A 14368-nucleotide genomic window follows, 5' to 3' on the forward strand; every position below is an offset into this window, starting at 1 on the left:
AGCGCCAGACGTGACATGCAACGGAGCAAAAAATGAAAGTTTCGGCAGACGTTCGCGCAATGATCGAACGCCGTAAAAGGAATCACACGCTGGAAGCGCCGTTCTATACGGGCGAGGAGATTTTCGCGCTCGACATGGAGGCGATTTTCCGCAAGCACTGGATTCAGGTTGCGGTGGAACCGGACGTGCCGGAGCCGGGCGACTACATCACAGTGGAAATCGGCAACGATTCGATTCTGATCGTGCGCGACGACGATATGCAGGTGCGGGCATTCCACAATGTTTGCCGCCATCGCGGCGCGCGTTTGTGCAATACGGACAAGGGTTCGCTCGGCAATATCGTTTGCCCGTATCACAGCTGGACGTACAACCTGAACGGCGACCTGATGTTCGCCGAGCATATGGGCGACCAGTTCGACCGCTGCAAGCACAGCCTGAAAGCGGTGCATCTCCAGAATCTCGCCGGCCTGATCTTCATCTGTCTGGCGGACGAACCGCCCGCCGATTTTGCGGTGTTGCGCGCCGCGATGGAACCGTATTTGTTGCCGCATGACCTTGCGGGCTGCAAGGTTGCCGCATCGATCGACATCATCGAAGAGGGCAACTGGAAACTCACGATGGAGAACAATCGCGAGTGCTACCACTGCGTCGCGAACCATCCCGAGTTGACGATTTCGCTTTACGAATACGGCTTTGGCTATCAACGCACGCCCGCCAACGAAGAAGGCATGGCCGCGTTCGAGGAGACCGTGGCGCGCCGTACCGCGCAATGGGAGGCGATGAAGCTGCCATCGGCGGAAATCGATCATCTGGCGGATCTGGTTACCGGTTTCCGCACGCAACGCCTGCCGCTCGATCGCGACGGCGAATCGCAGACCATGGACGCGAAGGTGGCGTCGAAGAAACTGCTCGGCGGTTTCGAGCAGGCCGATCTCGGCGGACTGTCGTTCTGGACACAGCCGAATTCGTGGCATCACTTCATGAGCGACCACATCGTCAGTTTTTCGGTGATTCCGTTGTCGGCCGGCAAAACGCTGGTGCGCACCAAGTGGCTCGTCCACAAGGATGCGCGCGAAGGCATCGATTACGACGTGAACAATCTCACGGCCGTATGGCGCGCCACCAATGATCAGGACCGCGCGCTGGTGGAGTATTCGCAACGTGGCGCGACCAGCAGCGCTTACGAGCCGGGACCGTATTCGCCGTTCACGGAAGGGCTCGTCGAAAAGTTCTGCGAGTGGTACATCGGCCGTATTGCGGAGTACAGCAATGCGCCCCAAACCCATGATGCCGGTGATACACCGGTTTCGCACGGCGAAAAAGTCGTGTCTTTCATGCGCTGAGCGCGATACCGCAACCATGAGCGGGAGAAAATAATGATGCGCGATCAGGCGACGCTTCAGCTCAGCCCCGAGCCGGCTCCAAACCGCGAGGCGTCGGGCCGCGAGACTTCCGGCCATGAGACGGTGAGCCGGGTCACGCAGCCGCGATTCTGGGAGACGCTGCCGGCGCGTTGGAACAGCGATACCGACGAGACGCTGGTGTGCTGCCAGGTCCGTCAGGAAACCCACGACGTCAAGAGCTTTTTCTTTCGCGCACCGTCCGAGCGGGCGTTTGTGTTCGAGCCGGGGCAGTTCATCACGCTGGAGTTGGAGATCGACGGCGAGGCGGTGAATCGCTGCTATACGATCTCCTCGCCGCCTACGCGTCCGCACACTATTTCCATTACCGTGAAGCGTGTGCCGGGCGGCAAGGTCTCGAACTGGCTGCACGACAATCTGCACGCGGGTATGCAGGTTCGTGTGCTCGGGCCGTCTGGCGAGTTCACCTGTGCGCGGCATCCGGCGCGTAAGTTTCTGTTTTTGTCGGCAGGTTCGGGCGTTACGCCGCTGATGTCGATGAGCCGCGCACATCATGAACTCGGTGAAGATAGCGACATCGTATTCGTGCACAGCGCCCGTACGCCGGACGACATCATCTTCGCGCGCGAGCTCGACCTGATTGCCTCGAATCAGGCCCATTTCCGCACGGCGTTCGTCTGTGAGCGGCTGGGAGCACGCACGAACTGGCCTGGCGTCACGGGCTTTCTGACCTTGCCGCTGCTAAAGCTCATCGCGCCGGATTTTCTCGATCGCGAGATTTTCACGTGCGGTCCCGCGCCCTACATGCAGGCAGTCCGTCATCTGCTGGATGAAGGAGGGTTCGATTGCAGCCATTATCACGAGGAAAGCTTCTCGTTCGAAACGATCAGTGAAGTGGCCGCGCAATTGACGACCGCGCATGTCGCCGATGCATTGCAGGCACCTACGGCCACTGCGGAGAGCTTTGCCGAAACGCGTGAACATGCGGCTGGATTTGCACCCGCGCAAGTGCCGGTCGCGCCGGTGGAAATAGAAACGACGTTCAAGGTGAGCTTCGCCAAAAGCAATCGCGAGATCGAATGCGGCAGCGGTCAGCACGTACTCGACGCCGCGAAGAAGGCCGGCATACGGCTCCCATCCTCGTGCACGCAGGGTATGTGCGGCACCTGCAAGGTAAAGCTGGTGTCCGGTGAAGTCGCCATGAAACACGCCGGCGGGATTCGTCAGCGCGAAATCGATCAGGGCATGGTGCTGCTGTGCTGCAGCAAGCCGTTGAGCGATCTCGTCGTCGATAAGTAAGACAAGGGCGGGACCCCGGCTCGCGGTCGAAGTCGCCTGCGGACAACTGGATGTCGGAAAACAACGCTACCCGGCAATTCTGGTTGGCGATTCTAAATGCTCAATGGGTAGTTTGAACGGCAAACGGGAGAGCGGCGATGAGACTGGTCAAGAAGATACTGGTGTTGAGCGCGTTGGGCGCGGCGCTGGCGGCAAGCAGCGTGAATGTGTCGGCCGATGCGAAGCCGACCATCAAGATCGGCTATGTGGAAGGGTGGGACGACAGCGTTGCGACCTCCAACGTCGCGGCGCGTGTGATCGAAAAGCGTCTCGGCTATCAGGTTCAGCTCGTGCCGGTTGCGGCCGGTGTGATGTGGCAAGGCGTGGCGCGCGGCGACCTCGACGCGACGCTGTCCGCGTGGCTGCCGGTCACGCATGGCGCGTACTGGAACAACTTCAAGGACAAGGTGGTCGACCTGGGGCCCAACTTCAACGATGCGAAGATCGGCTTGATCGTGCCGGATAACGCTGACGTGAAGAGCGTCGGCGATCTGGAAGCGAAGAAAACGGAATTCGGCTCGCGTATCGTCGGTATCGATGCCGGCGCCGGCGTGATGCAGAAAACCAGCGAAGCGATCAAGGCGTACGGGCTCGACTATCAGCTGATGCCGAGCTCGGGCAGTGCGATGACCGCGGAACTGGCGCGTTCGGAAGCGGCAAGCAAGCCGATCATCGTGACTGGCTGGAAGCCGCACTGGATGTTCGCGAAGTACAAGCTCAAATTCCTCGACGATCCGAAGAAGGTGTTCGGCGAAGCGGAGCACGTGGATAGCGTGGTGAATCCCGAACTGGAGACGAAGGCGCCGACGGTCGTCGCCTTTCTCAAGAAGTTTCAATGGAAGCCGGGCGAGATCGATAGCGTGATGCTGGCGACGCAAAACGGTGAGAAGCCGACGGCCGCTGCCGATGCGTGGATCGGCGCGCACGGCGACCGTGTGGATAGCTGGGTGAAGTGATTGGGTGCTTCGCGTGAATGAGCTGCCGCTTGTTTTGAGCGGCAGCGCCTGCAAAAAAATGCCGCTTTCCAGCGGCATTTTTTATTGCGGCACGATTGTCATGACGGTCATTGCAGCACGACAGTCCGATCGCCGTTGATAAACACCCGTCGCTCGATAAACGCCTTCACGGCCCGCGCAAGCGTGATGCATTCGACGTCGCGTCCCGTTGCAAGCAGCCGCTCCGGACTGTACGAGTGATCCACGCGCTCCACGACCTGTTCGATGATCGGGCCTTCGTCGAGATCGTCGGTGACGAAGTGCGCCGTTGCGCCGATCAGTTTCACGCCGCGCGCATGTGCCTGGTGATAAGGCTTCGCGCCTTTGAAACCGGGCAGAAACGAATGATGGATATTGATTGCACGGGCCGCGAGCGCCCGGCTCGTTGCGCCGGAAAGAATCTGCATATAGCGCGCGAGGATCATCAGCTCAGCGCCTGATGTTTCGAACAGATCAAGCAAACGTGCCTCCTGTTGCGGCTTCGTGTCGGCGCTGATCGGCAGGTGATGGAACGGCAAGCCGTGCTGTTGCGCAAGCGGTTCGAGATCGCGATGATTCGAAGCAATGCCCACAATATCCATTTTCAGCTCACCCATGCGCCAGCGGAACAGCAGATCGGCGAGACAGTGTTCGAGTTTCGACACCATGATCAACACCTTCGGCCGCATACCGACGTCATGCATCGCCCATGTCATCTGAAAGCGCTCGGCGATCGATTCGAATTCGCGCTTGAGCGCCGCGATGTGCAGGGTCTCGTTGGTGTCGACGCCATGAAACACGCAGCGGACGAAGAAACGCTCGCTGAGGTCGTCGTCGAAGACGGTCAGTTCGTCGATATAGCAATGATGCCGGTCGAGAAAGCCGACGACGGCGGCAACCTGGCCCGCCGCGCTCGGACACGCGACGGTGAGAACCAGTTGATCGGGACGGGAATCGGCGGACATGCGCTCTCCACTTTGGCGATAGGGCAACGCCGCGGGGCGCGGCATGCATCATCGCAGTAGAGCAAATCAGCAGGTCACGGGGATAGAAGCTAACCGCCGTCGCGCTGGAATGGGAGCGTCAGGGGAGTGGGGCGGGGCGCGCGGCCCAGGCACAAATCAATCTCAGGCGTGAGCAGGCGCCGCGTGCAGTTCCAGACCGAGGGCACGGATCACCTTGATGATCGTCGCAAAGCTCGGATTGCCATCTTCGGACAGCGCCTTGTACAAGCCCTCACGCGAGATTCCGGTATCGCGGGCGAGCTGCGCCATGCCACGCGCACGCGCGATCACGCCCAACGCATGTGCGAGGAATGCAGGGTCGTCACCGCCTTCAAGCAGACAGGCCTCAAAGTATTCAGCCATGTCCGTTTCGGTCTTCAGGTGTTCGGCCGAATCCCATTGCCGGGTTTTGATCTTTTCCATAGTTCACTCCGATTCAAGGTTCGCCAGCATCTTGTGTGCGGCTTTGATATCTGCGGGTTGAGTCGACTTGTCTCCCCCACACAGCAGGATCACCACTACTGCGCCGCGCTGCACGTAGTAGACGCGATAGCCGGGACCGTGATCGATCCGCAGTTCGGTAATTGGCGCGCCTGCGGAATTCGTGTCGCCGGGATTGCCCATCGCCAGACGGTCGATGCGGGCCTGAATGCGGCGCTTGGCGATCCGGTCTCTCAAGCTGTCGAACCAGGCGTCAAAGGTCTCAGTGGTGCGGATATTCAACATTCAGAAAGTGTAATCCATGGATTACACTCTTGTCAACCATGGTTGACAGTCAATCCTCGCTTTTCGGAGGCGACTTCGTCATTCAGCATCGAGCCCGCATTCGCCGAGCAGCCACTGGCGGAATGCGCTGACCGCCGGTGTCGCCGCGCGTTGCGTGACGAGCAGGTAACCGCGTTCCGTGGCCACGGGCGTGTCGAACGGTTCGACGAGTTGCCCTGTGGCGAGGAGTTCGTCGACCAGTGGCGCCCAGCCGAGCCCGACGCCCTGGCCCATGATCGCTGCGTGGGCCACGAGCGTAAAGCTGTTGAACGTGATGCCGCGATGCGCCGCGGGCGCATCGAGACCTTGCGCCGTGAACCAGTCAGCCCACGATAGCCAGCGCGCCGGCTGCGTGGGTTCGAGATGCAGCAGCGGCAAATTCAACAGATCGGACGGCGTGCGTAATTGCGGATGCGCAGTGAGAAAAGCCGGACTGCACACGGGGGTGACCCGCTCGGGGAATAGCTTGAGCGCACCTCGTGCGGTCCAGTCCGCATCTTCATCGCCGAACGCAATCACAACGTCCGCCTGATCGTGCGATGGATCGCGCGCCGGGTCGAATACGCTTTGCGATGTGCTGATCTTGACGTCGACGTCTGGCATCAGCGCCTTGAATTGCGACAGGCGCGGCATCAGCCAGTAAGTCGCGAAACCGAAATCCGTGGAGAGCGTGAGCGTTTGCGGCGTGCGCCGCGCGCGGATTTCACTGGTGGCGAGACGGATGGTGTCGAGGGCATTGCGTACCGCTTCGAAGAGGCGCACGCCGTCTTCCGTCAGCGTGACGCCGCGATGGCCGCGCTCGAAAAGAGATGTACCGAGTGCTTCTTCGAGTTGCACCACGCGCTGACTGACCGCAGGCTGCGTCGAGCCCAGTTCGCGTGCGGCTGCCGTGAAGCTCGCGAGACGCGCCGCCGATTCGAACATCGTCAACGCCTGCATGGGCGGCAAGCGATCCTGCCTCGGCATAAGTCCCCCTTATAGGCACATAACGATTTGCCGTCTTCACAGCGGCGAATTGGACAGCAATAGTGGTGTCCACGCGGGACCGGGACGCCGGCTATCGCGCTTGCAACGACACGCGCACCCCTAGGTGCGATTCTATTCGAGGCACGCTCCAATGCATGACACGAAACAGAATATCCTTATTCTGATGGCCGATCAGATGACCCCGTTTGCGCTTGCTGCATACGGACATCGCTTAACAAAAACCCCCAATCTCGATCGCCTCGCGAAACACGGCGTGGTATTCGATTCGGCGTACTGCGCCAGTCCGCTGTGTGCACCATCGCGCTTTTCCTTTCTATCGGGCAAGTTGCCGTCCGCAATTGGCGCCTATGACAACGCAGCAGAATTTCCGTCGCAAACGCTGACGTTCGCGCATTATCTTCGTGCCGAAGGGTATCGCACCATCCTGTCCGGCAAAATGCATTTCTGCGGCGCCGATCAATTGCATGGTTTCGAAGAGCGGCTCACAACAGATATCTATCCCGCCGATTTCGGCTGGACACCGAACTGGGACGACTTCGAAACGCGTCCCACGTGGTACCACAACATGAGTTCAGTGATCGACGCGGGCCCCTGCGTGCGCACGAACCAACTGGACTTCGACGATGAAGTCACGTTCACCACGCGCCAGAAGCTCTTCGATATCGCGCGCGAGCGGCATGCCGGTAAGGATGCCAGACCATTCTGCCTGGTCGCCTCGTTGACGCATCCGCATGATCCGTACGCGATTCCGCAAAAGTACTGGGACATGTATGCGGATGAAGACATTGCGATGCCTGTGCATCGCGATTCGTTCGCTGAAGCCGATCCGCATTCGAAGCGCTTGCGCCACGTGTGCGAAACCGATCGCACACCGCCGACCGACCAGCAGATCCGCAATGCGCGGCGCGCCTATTACGGCGCGATCTCTTACGTCGATGACCAGTTCGGCGCGATCCTCGAAGCGCTCGAACAGTCGGGGCTCGCGAAAGATACCGTTATCGTCGTGACGTCCGATCATGGGGAGATGCTCGGCGAGCGAGGACTCTGGTACAAGATGACGTTCTTCGAGGGAGGGTGCCGCGTACCGTTGATCGTCCACGCGCCGCAACGGTTCGACGCGCATCGCGTGCACGAGTCGGTCTCGCATCTCGATCTGCTGCCCACGCTGGTGGAATTGGCGCGCGGCGAACAGCCCACGGTCTGGCCGGACTCGCTCGATGGTCAAAGTCTCATACCGCATCTCCGTGGAACCCAGGGCGGCCACGACGAAGCGATCGGCGAATACCTGGCCGAAGGCGCGATAGCGCCGATCGTGATGCTGCGCCGCGGGCGCTTCAAGTTCATTCACACACCGGCCGATCCCGACCAACTGTACGACGTTGCAGCGGACCCGCTGGAACGAGCGAACCTCGCCGCGCGCCCCGACTATACGTCACAGGTCTCTGCATTTCGCGAGGAGATCGCGCGGCGCTGGAACTTCGCCGCGCTGCACAACGAAATACTGAAAAGCCAGCGCCGCCGCCGTTTCCATTTCGAAGCCACCACGCAAGGCGCGGTCGCGTCATGGGACTGGCAACCGCATGTCGATGCGAGCCAGCGCTACATGCGCAATCACATCGACCTCGACACGCTTGAAGCGATGGCGCGGTTTCCCGCTGTCACGTGTTGATCGCCCCGCTTACGATTCAATCCACCTAAAGGAAGCCGACACGATGAAAAAGCTCTTCAAGCAAGCTGTATCCGGCGTTGCGCTGTTGTGCGCGGCGGCCACTTTCGCTGCGGCCGCCGAGCCGCAGTCATGCACACAGGTCAACATGGCGGGACCCGGCTGGACTGATATCGACGCGACCAATGCGATGACTGGTGTGCTGTTAAAGGCGCTCGGCTACCATCAGAACGTAGCGAACCTCTCGGTGCCGATCACCTATCAAGGCCTCAAGAAAGGGCAGATCGACGTGTTTCTCGGCAACTGGATGCCGGCGCAAGCGCCGGTCGTCAAACCGTTCGAAGATGAAAAGTCGATCGAAGTCGTGCATCCGAATCTGAGCAACGCGAAGTTCACCCTCGCGGTGCCCGACTACGTGGCGGCCGCGGGTGTGCATTCATTCGCGGACCTCGCGAAGAACGCGGACAGGTTCGACAGCAAGATCTATGGCATCGAACCGGGGGCGCCGGCCAATCAGAACATCAAGAAGATGGTCGACGACAAGGCATACGGGCTCGGTAGCTGGAAGCTCGTCGAATCGAGCGAGACTGGGATGCTCACGCAAGTCGAGCGCGCGGTGCGCGAGAAGAAATGGATCGTGTTCCTTGCGTGGGAGCCGCATCTGATGAACACGAAGTTCAAGCTGACCTACCTCGACGGCGGCGACAAATACTTCGGGCCGAACTATGGCGGCGCCACGGTTAATACCGTTGCGCGCAGCGGATATGCCGAGCAGTGTCCGAATGTCGGCCGCCTGTTCAGGCAACTCACGTTCAATGTCGATCTGGAAAATGGCGTGATCACCGAGGTGCTGGAGAAGAAAACCGGCGTCGATGTAGCTGCCACCGAAGCGCTCAAGCGCCACCCCGAATTGCTGAAGTCATGGCTCGACGGCGTCAATACCGCAAGCGGTGCCAACGGCTTGCAAGCGGTACAAACCGCGCTTGGTGTGAAATAACCGCAGCATTCCTGACAACAAGGTCGCTACTCGACAGATTCATGTCGCATCCGGTCGAATCCTTATAAATCTGGACACTTATTCTTGATCCGTCGATGCAGGCATGCAGATGATCGTATGCAGTGCCGATAGCTTCAATCAGCCTGGCCGGCTGAGTCAGCTTAGCCGGTCTGATCAGCCTGTCTGATCAGCATTAGTGAGCTTCAATCCGTTTCAATCAGTCTCAGCCGATTTCGAACTGCCCGTCATGCGAGAAGCGCCGCGCGTTGGAAGACAGCACGCAGCGGGGATCGCTTTATCCAACGAAATACGCAGGCAAAGAGCAGGGGAGAATTAGATGAAGAAGAAAAGTGCCGTTAGTCTTTCGGGACTCGCCCTCGCGGCAAGCGCGGTTTGTGCGCCAACGGCGGCTCATGCGCAAAGCAGCGTCACCCTGTACGGGATTCTGGACGCCGGCATCACCTACGTGAACAATGCCGGCGGCGCACACCAGTTCAAATTCGACGACGGCATTTCGTACGGCAACCGGATCGGCTTCAAAGGCGTGGAAGATCTCGGTGGCGGCCTGCAGGCGGTTTTCGTGCTCGAATCGGGTTTTCACCTCGGCAATGGGCAATATGCATTCGGTGGCGCTGAATTCGGACGCCAGGCTTATGTCGGCATCAAGAACTCATGGGGGACTTTCTCGTTCGGTAACCAGCTCGATATGACCGAAGAGTTTGTTTTCCTCTACAACATTTCCGCATGGGCGAGCGGCTATGCGATTCACCAGGGCGACTTCGACCGGATGAACGGTGACCGTCTGCCGAACTCGGTGAAGTTCCTGTCGAACGATTTTGCCGGCTTCACCTTCGGCGGCATGTATTCGTTCGGCAATACCGCCGGCGACTTCCATCAAAAAAGCGCGTGGAGCGTGGGCGCGCACTACGACCATGGCCCGTTCAACATGGGCGTGGCGTATACGCAGTTGAACAATCCGTTCGGCATCTACGCTTTCGATCCGTACGCGATGATCGGCACGCGCACCTTCCTCGGCCAGCCGACCGTCTCCGTCGATCCGGCCACCGGTGCGGTGACCGATCTGTATAGCTCGTCGGCATTTCCGGTGGATAAGCAGGGCGCGTTCGCCGTCGGCGCAGCCTATACGATCGGCAACCTGATGCTCACCGGCGACTTCACTTACACAACGATCAAGGGCTTCGGGCAGACCTCGCACATGCAGGTTTATGAAGGAGGCGCGTCGTATAACTTCACGCCTGCGTTGTCGTTGTATGGCGGTTATCAGCACACGAGCTTCGAAGGGAATCACTGGAACCAGGGCTCGCTCGGATTGCACTACCTGTTGTCCAAGCGGACCGATGTGTATATTTCCGGCGACTATCTGCGTGCGTCGGACGGCGTGAATGCGGTGATCGGCTACAGCTTCGCGCCGTCGTCGTCGAATACGCAGTCCGATGTGCGGATCGGGATGCGGCATTCGTTCTGACGTATCCACGGTAGGCTGGCACTTATGTGCCAGCCAGGCGCCCGGGTTGCCAGTGCAACACTGCGCATCCGGGCCGGTTACTGCGCCGCGCTGTCGCCCTGTTTCTTGTGCTGCGCCGCCAGCCGCTCCTGCTGGGCAGCGGGCGCAGGATCGTAGTGACTGAGCTGGATGCTGTAGTTGCCGTGGCCGCCAGCGATGGCATTCAGCCGCGACTGATAGTCGTTGAGTTCGGACAATGGCACCTGGCCCGCGACGACCACCGCGTTGCCGGCGGCCGTGCGGGTGCCGTGGACCTGCCCGCGCTTTGCGGAGAGGTCGCCGATAATGTCGCCCATCGCGGCTTCGGGCGTCATCACCTCGATGTCCACGATCGGTTCGAGCAGGACAGGTTGCGCTTTCAGCACCGCGTCGATGAACGCCTTACGCCCGGCGGAAACGAATGCCACTTCCTTGGAGTCGACGGAATGGCTCTTGCCGTCGAAGACAGTCACGCGCACGTCCTGCATCGGGAAGCCGGCAAGCGGCCCGCTCTCGATGACTTGCAGGATGCCTTTTTCCACGGCAGGCATGAACTGGCCCGGGATGGCGCCGCCTTTGACGGCGTCGACGAACTCGAAACCCGTGCCGCGCGGCAAGGGTTCCACGCGCAGCATCACTTCGCCGAATTGCCCGGCGCCGCCGGTTTGCTTCTTGTGGCGATAATGTCCTTCCGCCTTGGCGCCAATGGTTTCCCGATAAGCGATTTTCGGCGGACGAGTCACGACTTCGAGCTTGTATTGCTCGGCTAGCCGCTCCAGCATGAGCCGCAGATGCAATTCGCCCAGACCTCGCACCACCGTCTCATTGGTGCCGACCGGGTGTTCGATGCGCAGACACGGGTCTTCCGCACTCAACTTTTGCAGAATCTCCCAGAGGCGTTGCTCGTTGCCCCGGCGCGCGGGTTCGATCGCCAGTCCATAGATGGACGTGGGGAAGTCGAGCGGCGTCAGGTGGATGTTGCCGTCCTCGGGGGCGTCGTGCAGCACGGCGTCGAAACCGATCTCATCGATTTTGGCTGTGGCGCAGATATCGCCGGGACCCGCTTGTGGGACATCCACGTGTTCCTTGCCCTGCAGCATCATCAGATGGGCGACTTTGAACGGCTGGCGCGCGTCACCGATATAGAGCTGGCTATCGCGTCTGATCGTGCCCTGATGGATGCGGAATACGGCCATCTTGCCGATGTACGGGTCCATGACGATTTTGAAAGCGTGGGCCAATACATGTTTGTCGGCGACCGGTTCGGCATGCACGACTTCCTGGCGGCCACGAGCATCGCGGTAGAAGAGCGGCGGGTTGCCTTCCATGGGATTGGGCAGGAGCCGCACGAACACGTCGAGCAATTCCGCGATGCCGGCGCCGTTGGCCGCTGACGTGAAGCAGATCGGTATCAGATGACCTTCCCGCAGCGCCCGCTCGAAGGGCTCGTGCAACTGCTCCGGGCTGATGGCTTCGCCTTGCTCCAGGTAAAGCTCCATCAATGCGGGATCGATCTCGATCACTTGATCGATCAGCGCATTGTGCGCCGCGGCAACGGACAGGAAGTCGGCGTCACCGGCGGGGTTGAAAAAACAATCCACCACCTGGCCGCCACCTTGCGCAGGCAAATTGATGGGCAGGCACTCCTTGCCGAAGGCCTCCTGGATTTGCGTCAGCAGCGCTGGCAGATCGATCTTTTCGCGATCGATACCGTTCACGATGAGCATTCTGCAGAGCTTGCGTTTTTCCGCCCACGCCATCATGCGGCGGGTGGTCATTTCGATGCCAGTCTGTGCGTTGATGACGATGGCTGCGGTTTCTACCGCGGGCAGGGCGCTGATCGACAGGCCGGAAAAGTCCGGATAGCCGGGCGTATCCAGCAGATAGATGCGGGTATCCCGGTAGTGCAGGTGGGCGAGGGCGGAGTTCAGCGAGTGGTGATATTTACGCTCGAGCGGATCGAAATCGCAGACCGTGGTGCCGCGCTCCACGCTGCCGGGTGAGCGTAACTCGCCGCTGTGGTGCAGCAGGGCTTCGACAAGCGATGTCTTGCCACATCCGGCATGCCCGACCAGAGCGATGGTGCGGATGGCGTCGGGGCTATAACGCATGATCGCCCTCGTCCAGTAGTGGATGTGGGGCCATTATTGGCGAAAACGGCGCCGTGTGCCATACGATGGCCTCAGGGTGGACCCTTAAGCGCGTGGTCATCGTGTGCACGAGCCATTGGGCCGCGTTGAAGGCGAGGCCGATTTGCGTTCGCTTACGTCGAACGAGGCGCACAATCGAATCGTCCGGTGGAAACCAGGTGTAGCTCTGCTGGAGAGCTTGCGCGATCATCAGGGGAGGCCACAATGATCGATTTCAAGGAGGCTCGTGAACGGATGGTTGTGCTGCAAATCGCGGGGCGGGGCGTCCGGGATTCCAACGTGCTATCCGCGATGAGACGTGTGCCGCGTGAGGAATTCGTCCCGGCGCAACTCCGCGAATTCGCGTACGACGATAGCGCGTTGCCCATCGCGAGCCGGCAGGCGATTTCGCAGCCCGCCATCGTCGCGCAGATGCTGGAGGCGGCCGAACTGGGTCCGCGCGACCGGGTGCTCGACGTGGGTACGGGGTCGGGCTATGCCGCAGCCATTGCGGCGGCAATCGTGGCGCACGTCCATTCGGTTGAACGCGATCCGACGCTCGCTGAGACTGCTCGTGAGACGTTGGCGCGCTTAGGCATTGCTAACGTGACGGTTCATCTCGGCGACGGCACGATCGGTTTGAGCGCCTACGCGCCGTATGACGCGATTATCGCGGGTGCCGGCGGCCCACGTATTCCGCAGGCGTGGCGTTCGCAACTCTCGATTGGTGGCCGGATCGTTATGCCGGTGGGACGCGAGCTTCATCATCAGCGATTGATCAGACTGGTGCGTCGTGGTGAACAGGATTATCACGAGAACTGGTTGGGCGACGTGAGCTTCGTGCCACTGATTGGTGAGGACGGTTGGGGGGATTATTAGGTTGAGGGTGTGGGCTAGACCTGGCTGACGATCGGCGCCTCGAGAAGGCAACCAAATTCGCGGGCAAAGTCGACAGAGACGCGAGCGTGGACGGCGCCTTGCTTGTCAAAGAACCGCTGGGTTCCTTCGAGCGTGAATACACCTTCATGCCAGATGTTTGGATGGATGTAGAGACCCTGCCGTCCATCGAAACGAAAGCATATGAACTTCTCCGGCGCGATGTCGTCCCCGGGCAATGCTAATGGAACGTAGAACGGGCGATGGTCGAGTGGGAAGAACAGCTGTCCGCCGTCAGGGTGGTAGTTCGCGTGCCAAAGCAGCATGCGTTCCGGTGCATTGGCGCTGTCGTCGCGGGCTGCTTCAGGCTCGGTTGCGTAGGCAAGGATGTAGTGACCGCCTACAGCCTCGTTTCGACCGTAGAGAATGTCCCCGCGCCATTCACTCACGAATGTGCCCTCGGTTGTACCCGCTTCATTACCGGTTCCGGGGTCTATGGGTCTTGCCCCGACTGCCGGCCATTGCACAATCTCGATCGGGCACTCGCTCGGATCGTTCACGAGCCGGCCGAATCCATTGAGGGTTTCGGGCGTTGCGTTGACCACCGGCATCGACACGCGGCGGAGGCCTGGGGGCAGAGCTGGGTTGAGGTAGTCGATTTCTTGAGGCATGCGGGGAGTTTATACGAGTTGGAGAAGATGCCGATTGCGGATGCTCGAAGTGGGCTTGCTGGATGGTGGCGCGTCATTGTTGTGATTTGACATAAG

Annotated in this window: 13 protein-coding genes; 7 read left to right on the forward strand and 6 right to left on the reverse strand. The window is 60.2% G+C overall.

Going from position 1 to position 14368, the window contains the following annotated elements; genetic code table 11:
- Nucleotides 1-32: 32 nt before the first annotated feature.
- The 3 genes from PQQ95_RS32210 to PQQ95_RS32220 all read left to right on the forward strand — a co-directional run bounded on the left by PQQ95_RS32210 (nucleotide 33) and on the right by PQQ95_RS32220 (nucleotide 3655).
- Nucleotides 33-1343: an aromatic ring-hydroxylating oxygenase subunit alpha gene (locus PQQ95_RS32210; RefSeq protein ID WP_408445224.1), complete on the forward strand. Its 1311-nt coding sequence runs from the start codon at nucleotides 33-35 to the stop codon at nucleotides 1341-1343.
- A 36-nt stretch (nucleotides 1344-1379) separates the two neighbouring features.
- Nucleotides 1380-2660, forward strand: coding sequence for an FAD-binding oxidoreductase (locus PQQ95_RS32215; protein ID WP_408445251.1), 1281 nt, complete (start codon nucleotides 1380-1382; stop codon nucleotides 2658-2660).
- A gap of 137 nt (nucleotides 2661-2797) precedes the next feature.
- Nucleotides 2798-3655: a glycine betaine ABC transporter substrate-binding protein gene (locus tag PQQ95_RS32220; protein WP_408445226.1), complete on the forward strand. Its 858-nt coding sequence runs from the start codon at nucleotides 2798-2800 to the stop codon at nucleotides 3653-3655.
- 107 nt (nucleotides 3656-3762) lie between these two features.
- On the opposite strand, the gene purU is transcribed toward PQQ95_RS32220, so the two are convergent.
- The 4 genes from purU to PQQ95_RS32240 all read right to left on the reverse strand — a co-directional run bounded on the left by purU (nucleotide 3763) and on the right by PQQ95_RS32240 (nucleotide 6408).
- Nucleotides 3763-4638, reverse strand: a complete 876-nt coding sequence (gene purU / locus PQQ95_RS32225; protein WP_408445228.1) for a formyltetrahydrofolate deformylase — start codon at nucleotides 4636-4638, stop codon at nucleotides 3763-3765.
- A gap of 162 nt (nucleotides 4639-4800) precedes the next feature.
- Nucleotides 4801-5100 carry an addiction module antidote protein gene (locus tag PQQ95_RS32230; protein WP_201080708.1) on the reverse strand — a complete coding sequence of 100 codons (300 nt, stop codon included), beginning with the start codon at nucleotides 5098-5100 and terminating at the stop codon, nucleotides 4801-4803.
- 3 nt (nucleotides 5101-5103) lie between these two features.
- A complete protein-coding gene (locus tag PQQ95_RS32235) occupies nucleotides 5104-5403 on the reverse strand; it encodes a type II toxin-antitoxin system RelE/ParE family toxin (protein ID WP_408445231.1) in 300 nt (99 codons plus the stop codon).
- Between the two features lie 78 nt (nucleotides 5404-5481).
- Nucleotides 5482-6408 carry a choline sulfate utilization transcriptional regulator gene (locus tag PQQ95_RS32240; RefSeq protein ID WP_408445234.1) on the reverse strand — a complete coding sequence of 309 codons (927 nt, stop codon included), beginning with the start codon at nucleotides 6406-6408 and terminating at the stop codon, nucleotides 5482-5484.
- 151 nt (nucleotides 6409-6559) lie between these two features.
- Between PQQ95_RS32240 and betC the strand changes: the two genes are divergently transcribed.
- The 3 genes from betC to PQQ95_RS32255 all read left to right on the forward strand — a co-directional run bounded on the left by betC (nucleotide 6560) and on the right by PQQ95_RS32255 (nucleotide 10578).
- The gene (betC, locus tag PQQ95_RS32245; protein ID WP_408445237.1) at nucleotides 6560-8098 is read left to right on the forward strand and encodes a choline-sulfatase; all 1539 of its coding nucleotides are present in this window, start codon (nucleotides 6560-6562) and stop codon (nucleotides 8096-8098) included.
- Between the two features lie 43 nt (nucleotides 8099-8141).
- The gene (locus PQQ95_RS32250) at nucleotides 8142-9092 is read left to right on the forward strand and encodes a choline ABC transporter substrate-binding protein (RefSeq protein ID WP_408445239.1); all 951 of its coding nucleotides are present in this window, start codon (nucleotides 8142-8144) and stop codon (nucleotides 9090-9092) included.
- A gap of 337 nt (nucleotides 9093-9429) precedes the next feature.
- The gene (locus PQQ95_RS32255) at nucleotides 9430-10578 is read left to right on the forward strand and encodes a porin (protein WP_408445242.1); all 1149 of its coding nucleotides are present in this window, start codon (nucleotides 9430-9432) and stop codon (nucleotides 10576-10578) included.
- 77 nt (nucleotides 10579-10655) lie between these two features.
- On the opposite strand, the gene fusA is transcribed toward PQQ95_RS32255, so the two are convergent.
- Nucleotides 10656-12707, reverse strand: a complete 2052-nt coding sequence (fusA, locus tag PQQ95_RS32260) for an elongation factor G (protein WP_408445244.1) — start codon at nucleotides 12705-12707, stop codon at nucleotides 10656-10658.
- Nucleotides 12708-12950: 243 nt separating this feature from the next.
- On the opposite strand from fusA, the gene PQQ95_RS32265 reads away from it, so the two are divergent.
- A complete protein-coding gene (locus PQQ95_RS32265) occupies nucleotides 12951-13604 on the forward strand; it encodes a protein-L-isoaspartate(D-aspartate) O-methyltransferase (RefSeq protein ID WP_408445246.1) in 654 nt (217 codons plus the stop codon).
- Nucleotides 13605-13618: 14 nt separating this feature from the next.
- Here PQQ95_RS32265 and PQQ95_RS32270 read toward each other — a convergent pair whose 3' ends face one another.
- Nucleotides 13619-14272 carry an ureidoglycolate lyase gene (locus PQQ95_RS32270; protein WP_408445248.1) on the reverse strand — a complete coding sequence of 218 codons (654 nt, stop codon included), beginning with the start codon at nucleotides 14270-14272 and terminating at the stop codon, nucleotides 13619-13621.
- Nucleotides 14273-14368 lie beyond the last annotated feature (96 nt).

This window comes from Paraburkholderia caffeinilytica (assembly GCF_046030355.1).
GTDB classification, from domain to species: Bacteria; Pseudomonadota; Gammaproteobacteria; order Burkholderiales; family Burkholderiaceae; genus Paraburkholderia; species Paraburkholderia caffeinilytica_B.

Coding starts and splice junctions, on each gene's coding strand:
- PQQ95_RS32220 (WP_408445226.1), top strand. CDS start 2,798: ATGAGACTGGTCAAGAAGATACTGGTGTTGAGCGCGTTGGGCGCGGCG.
- PQQ95_RS32270 (WP_408445248.1), bottom strand. CDS start 14,272: ATGCCTCAAGAAATCGACTACCTCAACCCAGCTCTGCCCCCAGGCCTC.
- PQQ95_RS32265 (WP_408445246.1), top strand. CDS start 12,951: ATGATCGATTTCAAGGAGGCTCGTGAACGGATGGTTGTGCTGCAAATC.
- PQQ95_RS32240 (WP_408445234.1), bottom strand. CDS start 6,408: ATGCCGAGGCAGGATCGCTTGCCGCCCATGCAGGCGTTGACGATGTTC.
- fusA (WP_408445244.1), bottom strand. CDS start 12,707: ATGCGTTATAGCCCCGACGCCATCCGCACCATCGCTCTGGTCGGGCAT.
- purU (WP_408445228.1), bottom strand. CDS start 4,638: ATGTCCGCCGATTCCCGTCCCGATCAACTGGTTCTCACCGTCGCGTGT.
- PQQ95_RS32235 (WP_408445231.1), bottom strand. CDS start 5,403: ATGTTGAATATCCGCACCACTGAGACCTTTGACGCCTGGTTCGACAGC.
- PQQ95_RS32250 (WP_408445239.1), top strand. CDS start 8,142: ATGAAAAAGCTCTTCAAGCAAGCTGTATCCGGCGTTGCGCTGTTGTGC.
- PQQ95_RS32215 (WP_408445251.1), top strand. CDS start 1,380: ATGCGCGATCAGGCGACGCTTCAGCTCAGCCCCGAGCCGGCTCCAAAC.
- PQQ95_RS32255 (WP_408445242.1), top strand. CDS start 9,430: ATGAAGAAGAAAAGTGCCGTTAGTCTTTCGGGACTCGCCCTCGCGGCA.
- PQQ95_RS32210 (WP_408445224.1), top strand. CDS start 33: ATGAAAGTTTCGGCAGACGTTCGCGCAATGATCGAACGCCGTAAAAGG.
- PQQ95_RS32230 (WP_201080708.1), bottom strand. CDS start 5,100: ATGGAAAAGATCAAAACCCGGCAATGGGATTCGGCCGAACACCTGAAG.
- betC (WP_408445237.1), top strand. CDS start 6,560: ATGCATGACACGAAACAGAATATCCTTATTCTGATGGCCGATCAGATG.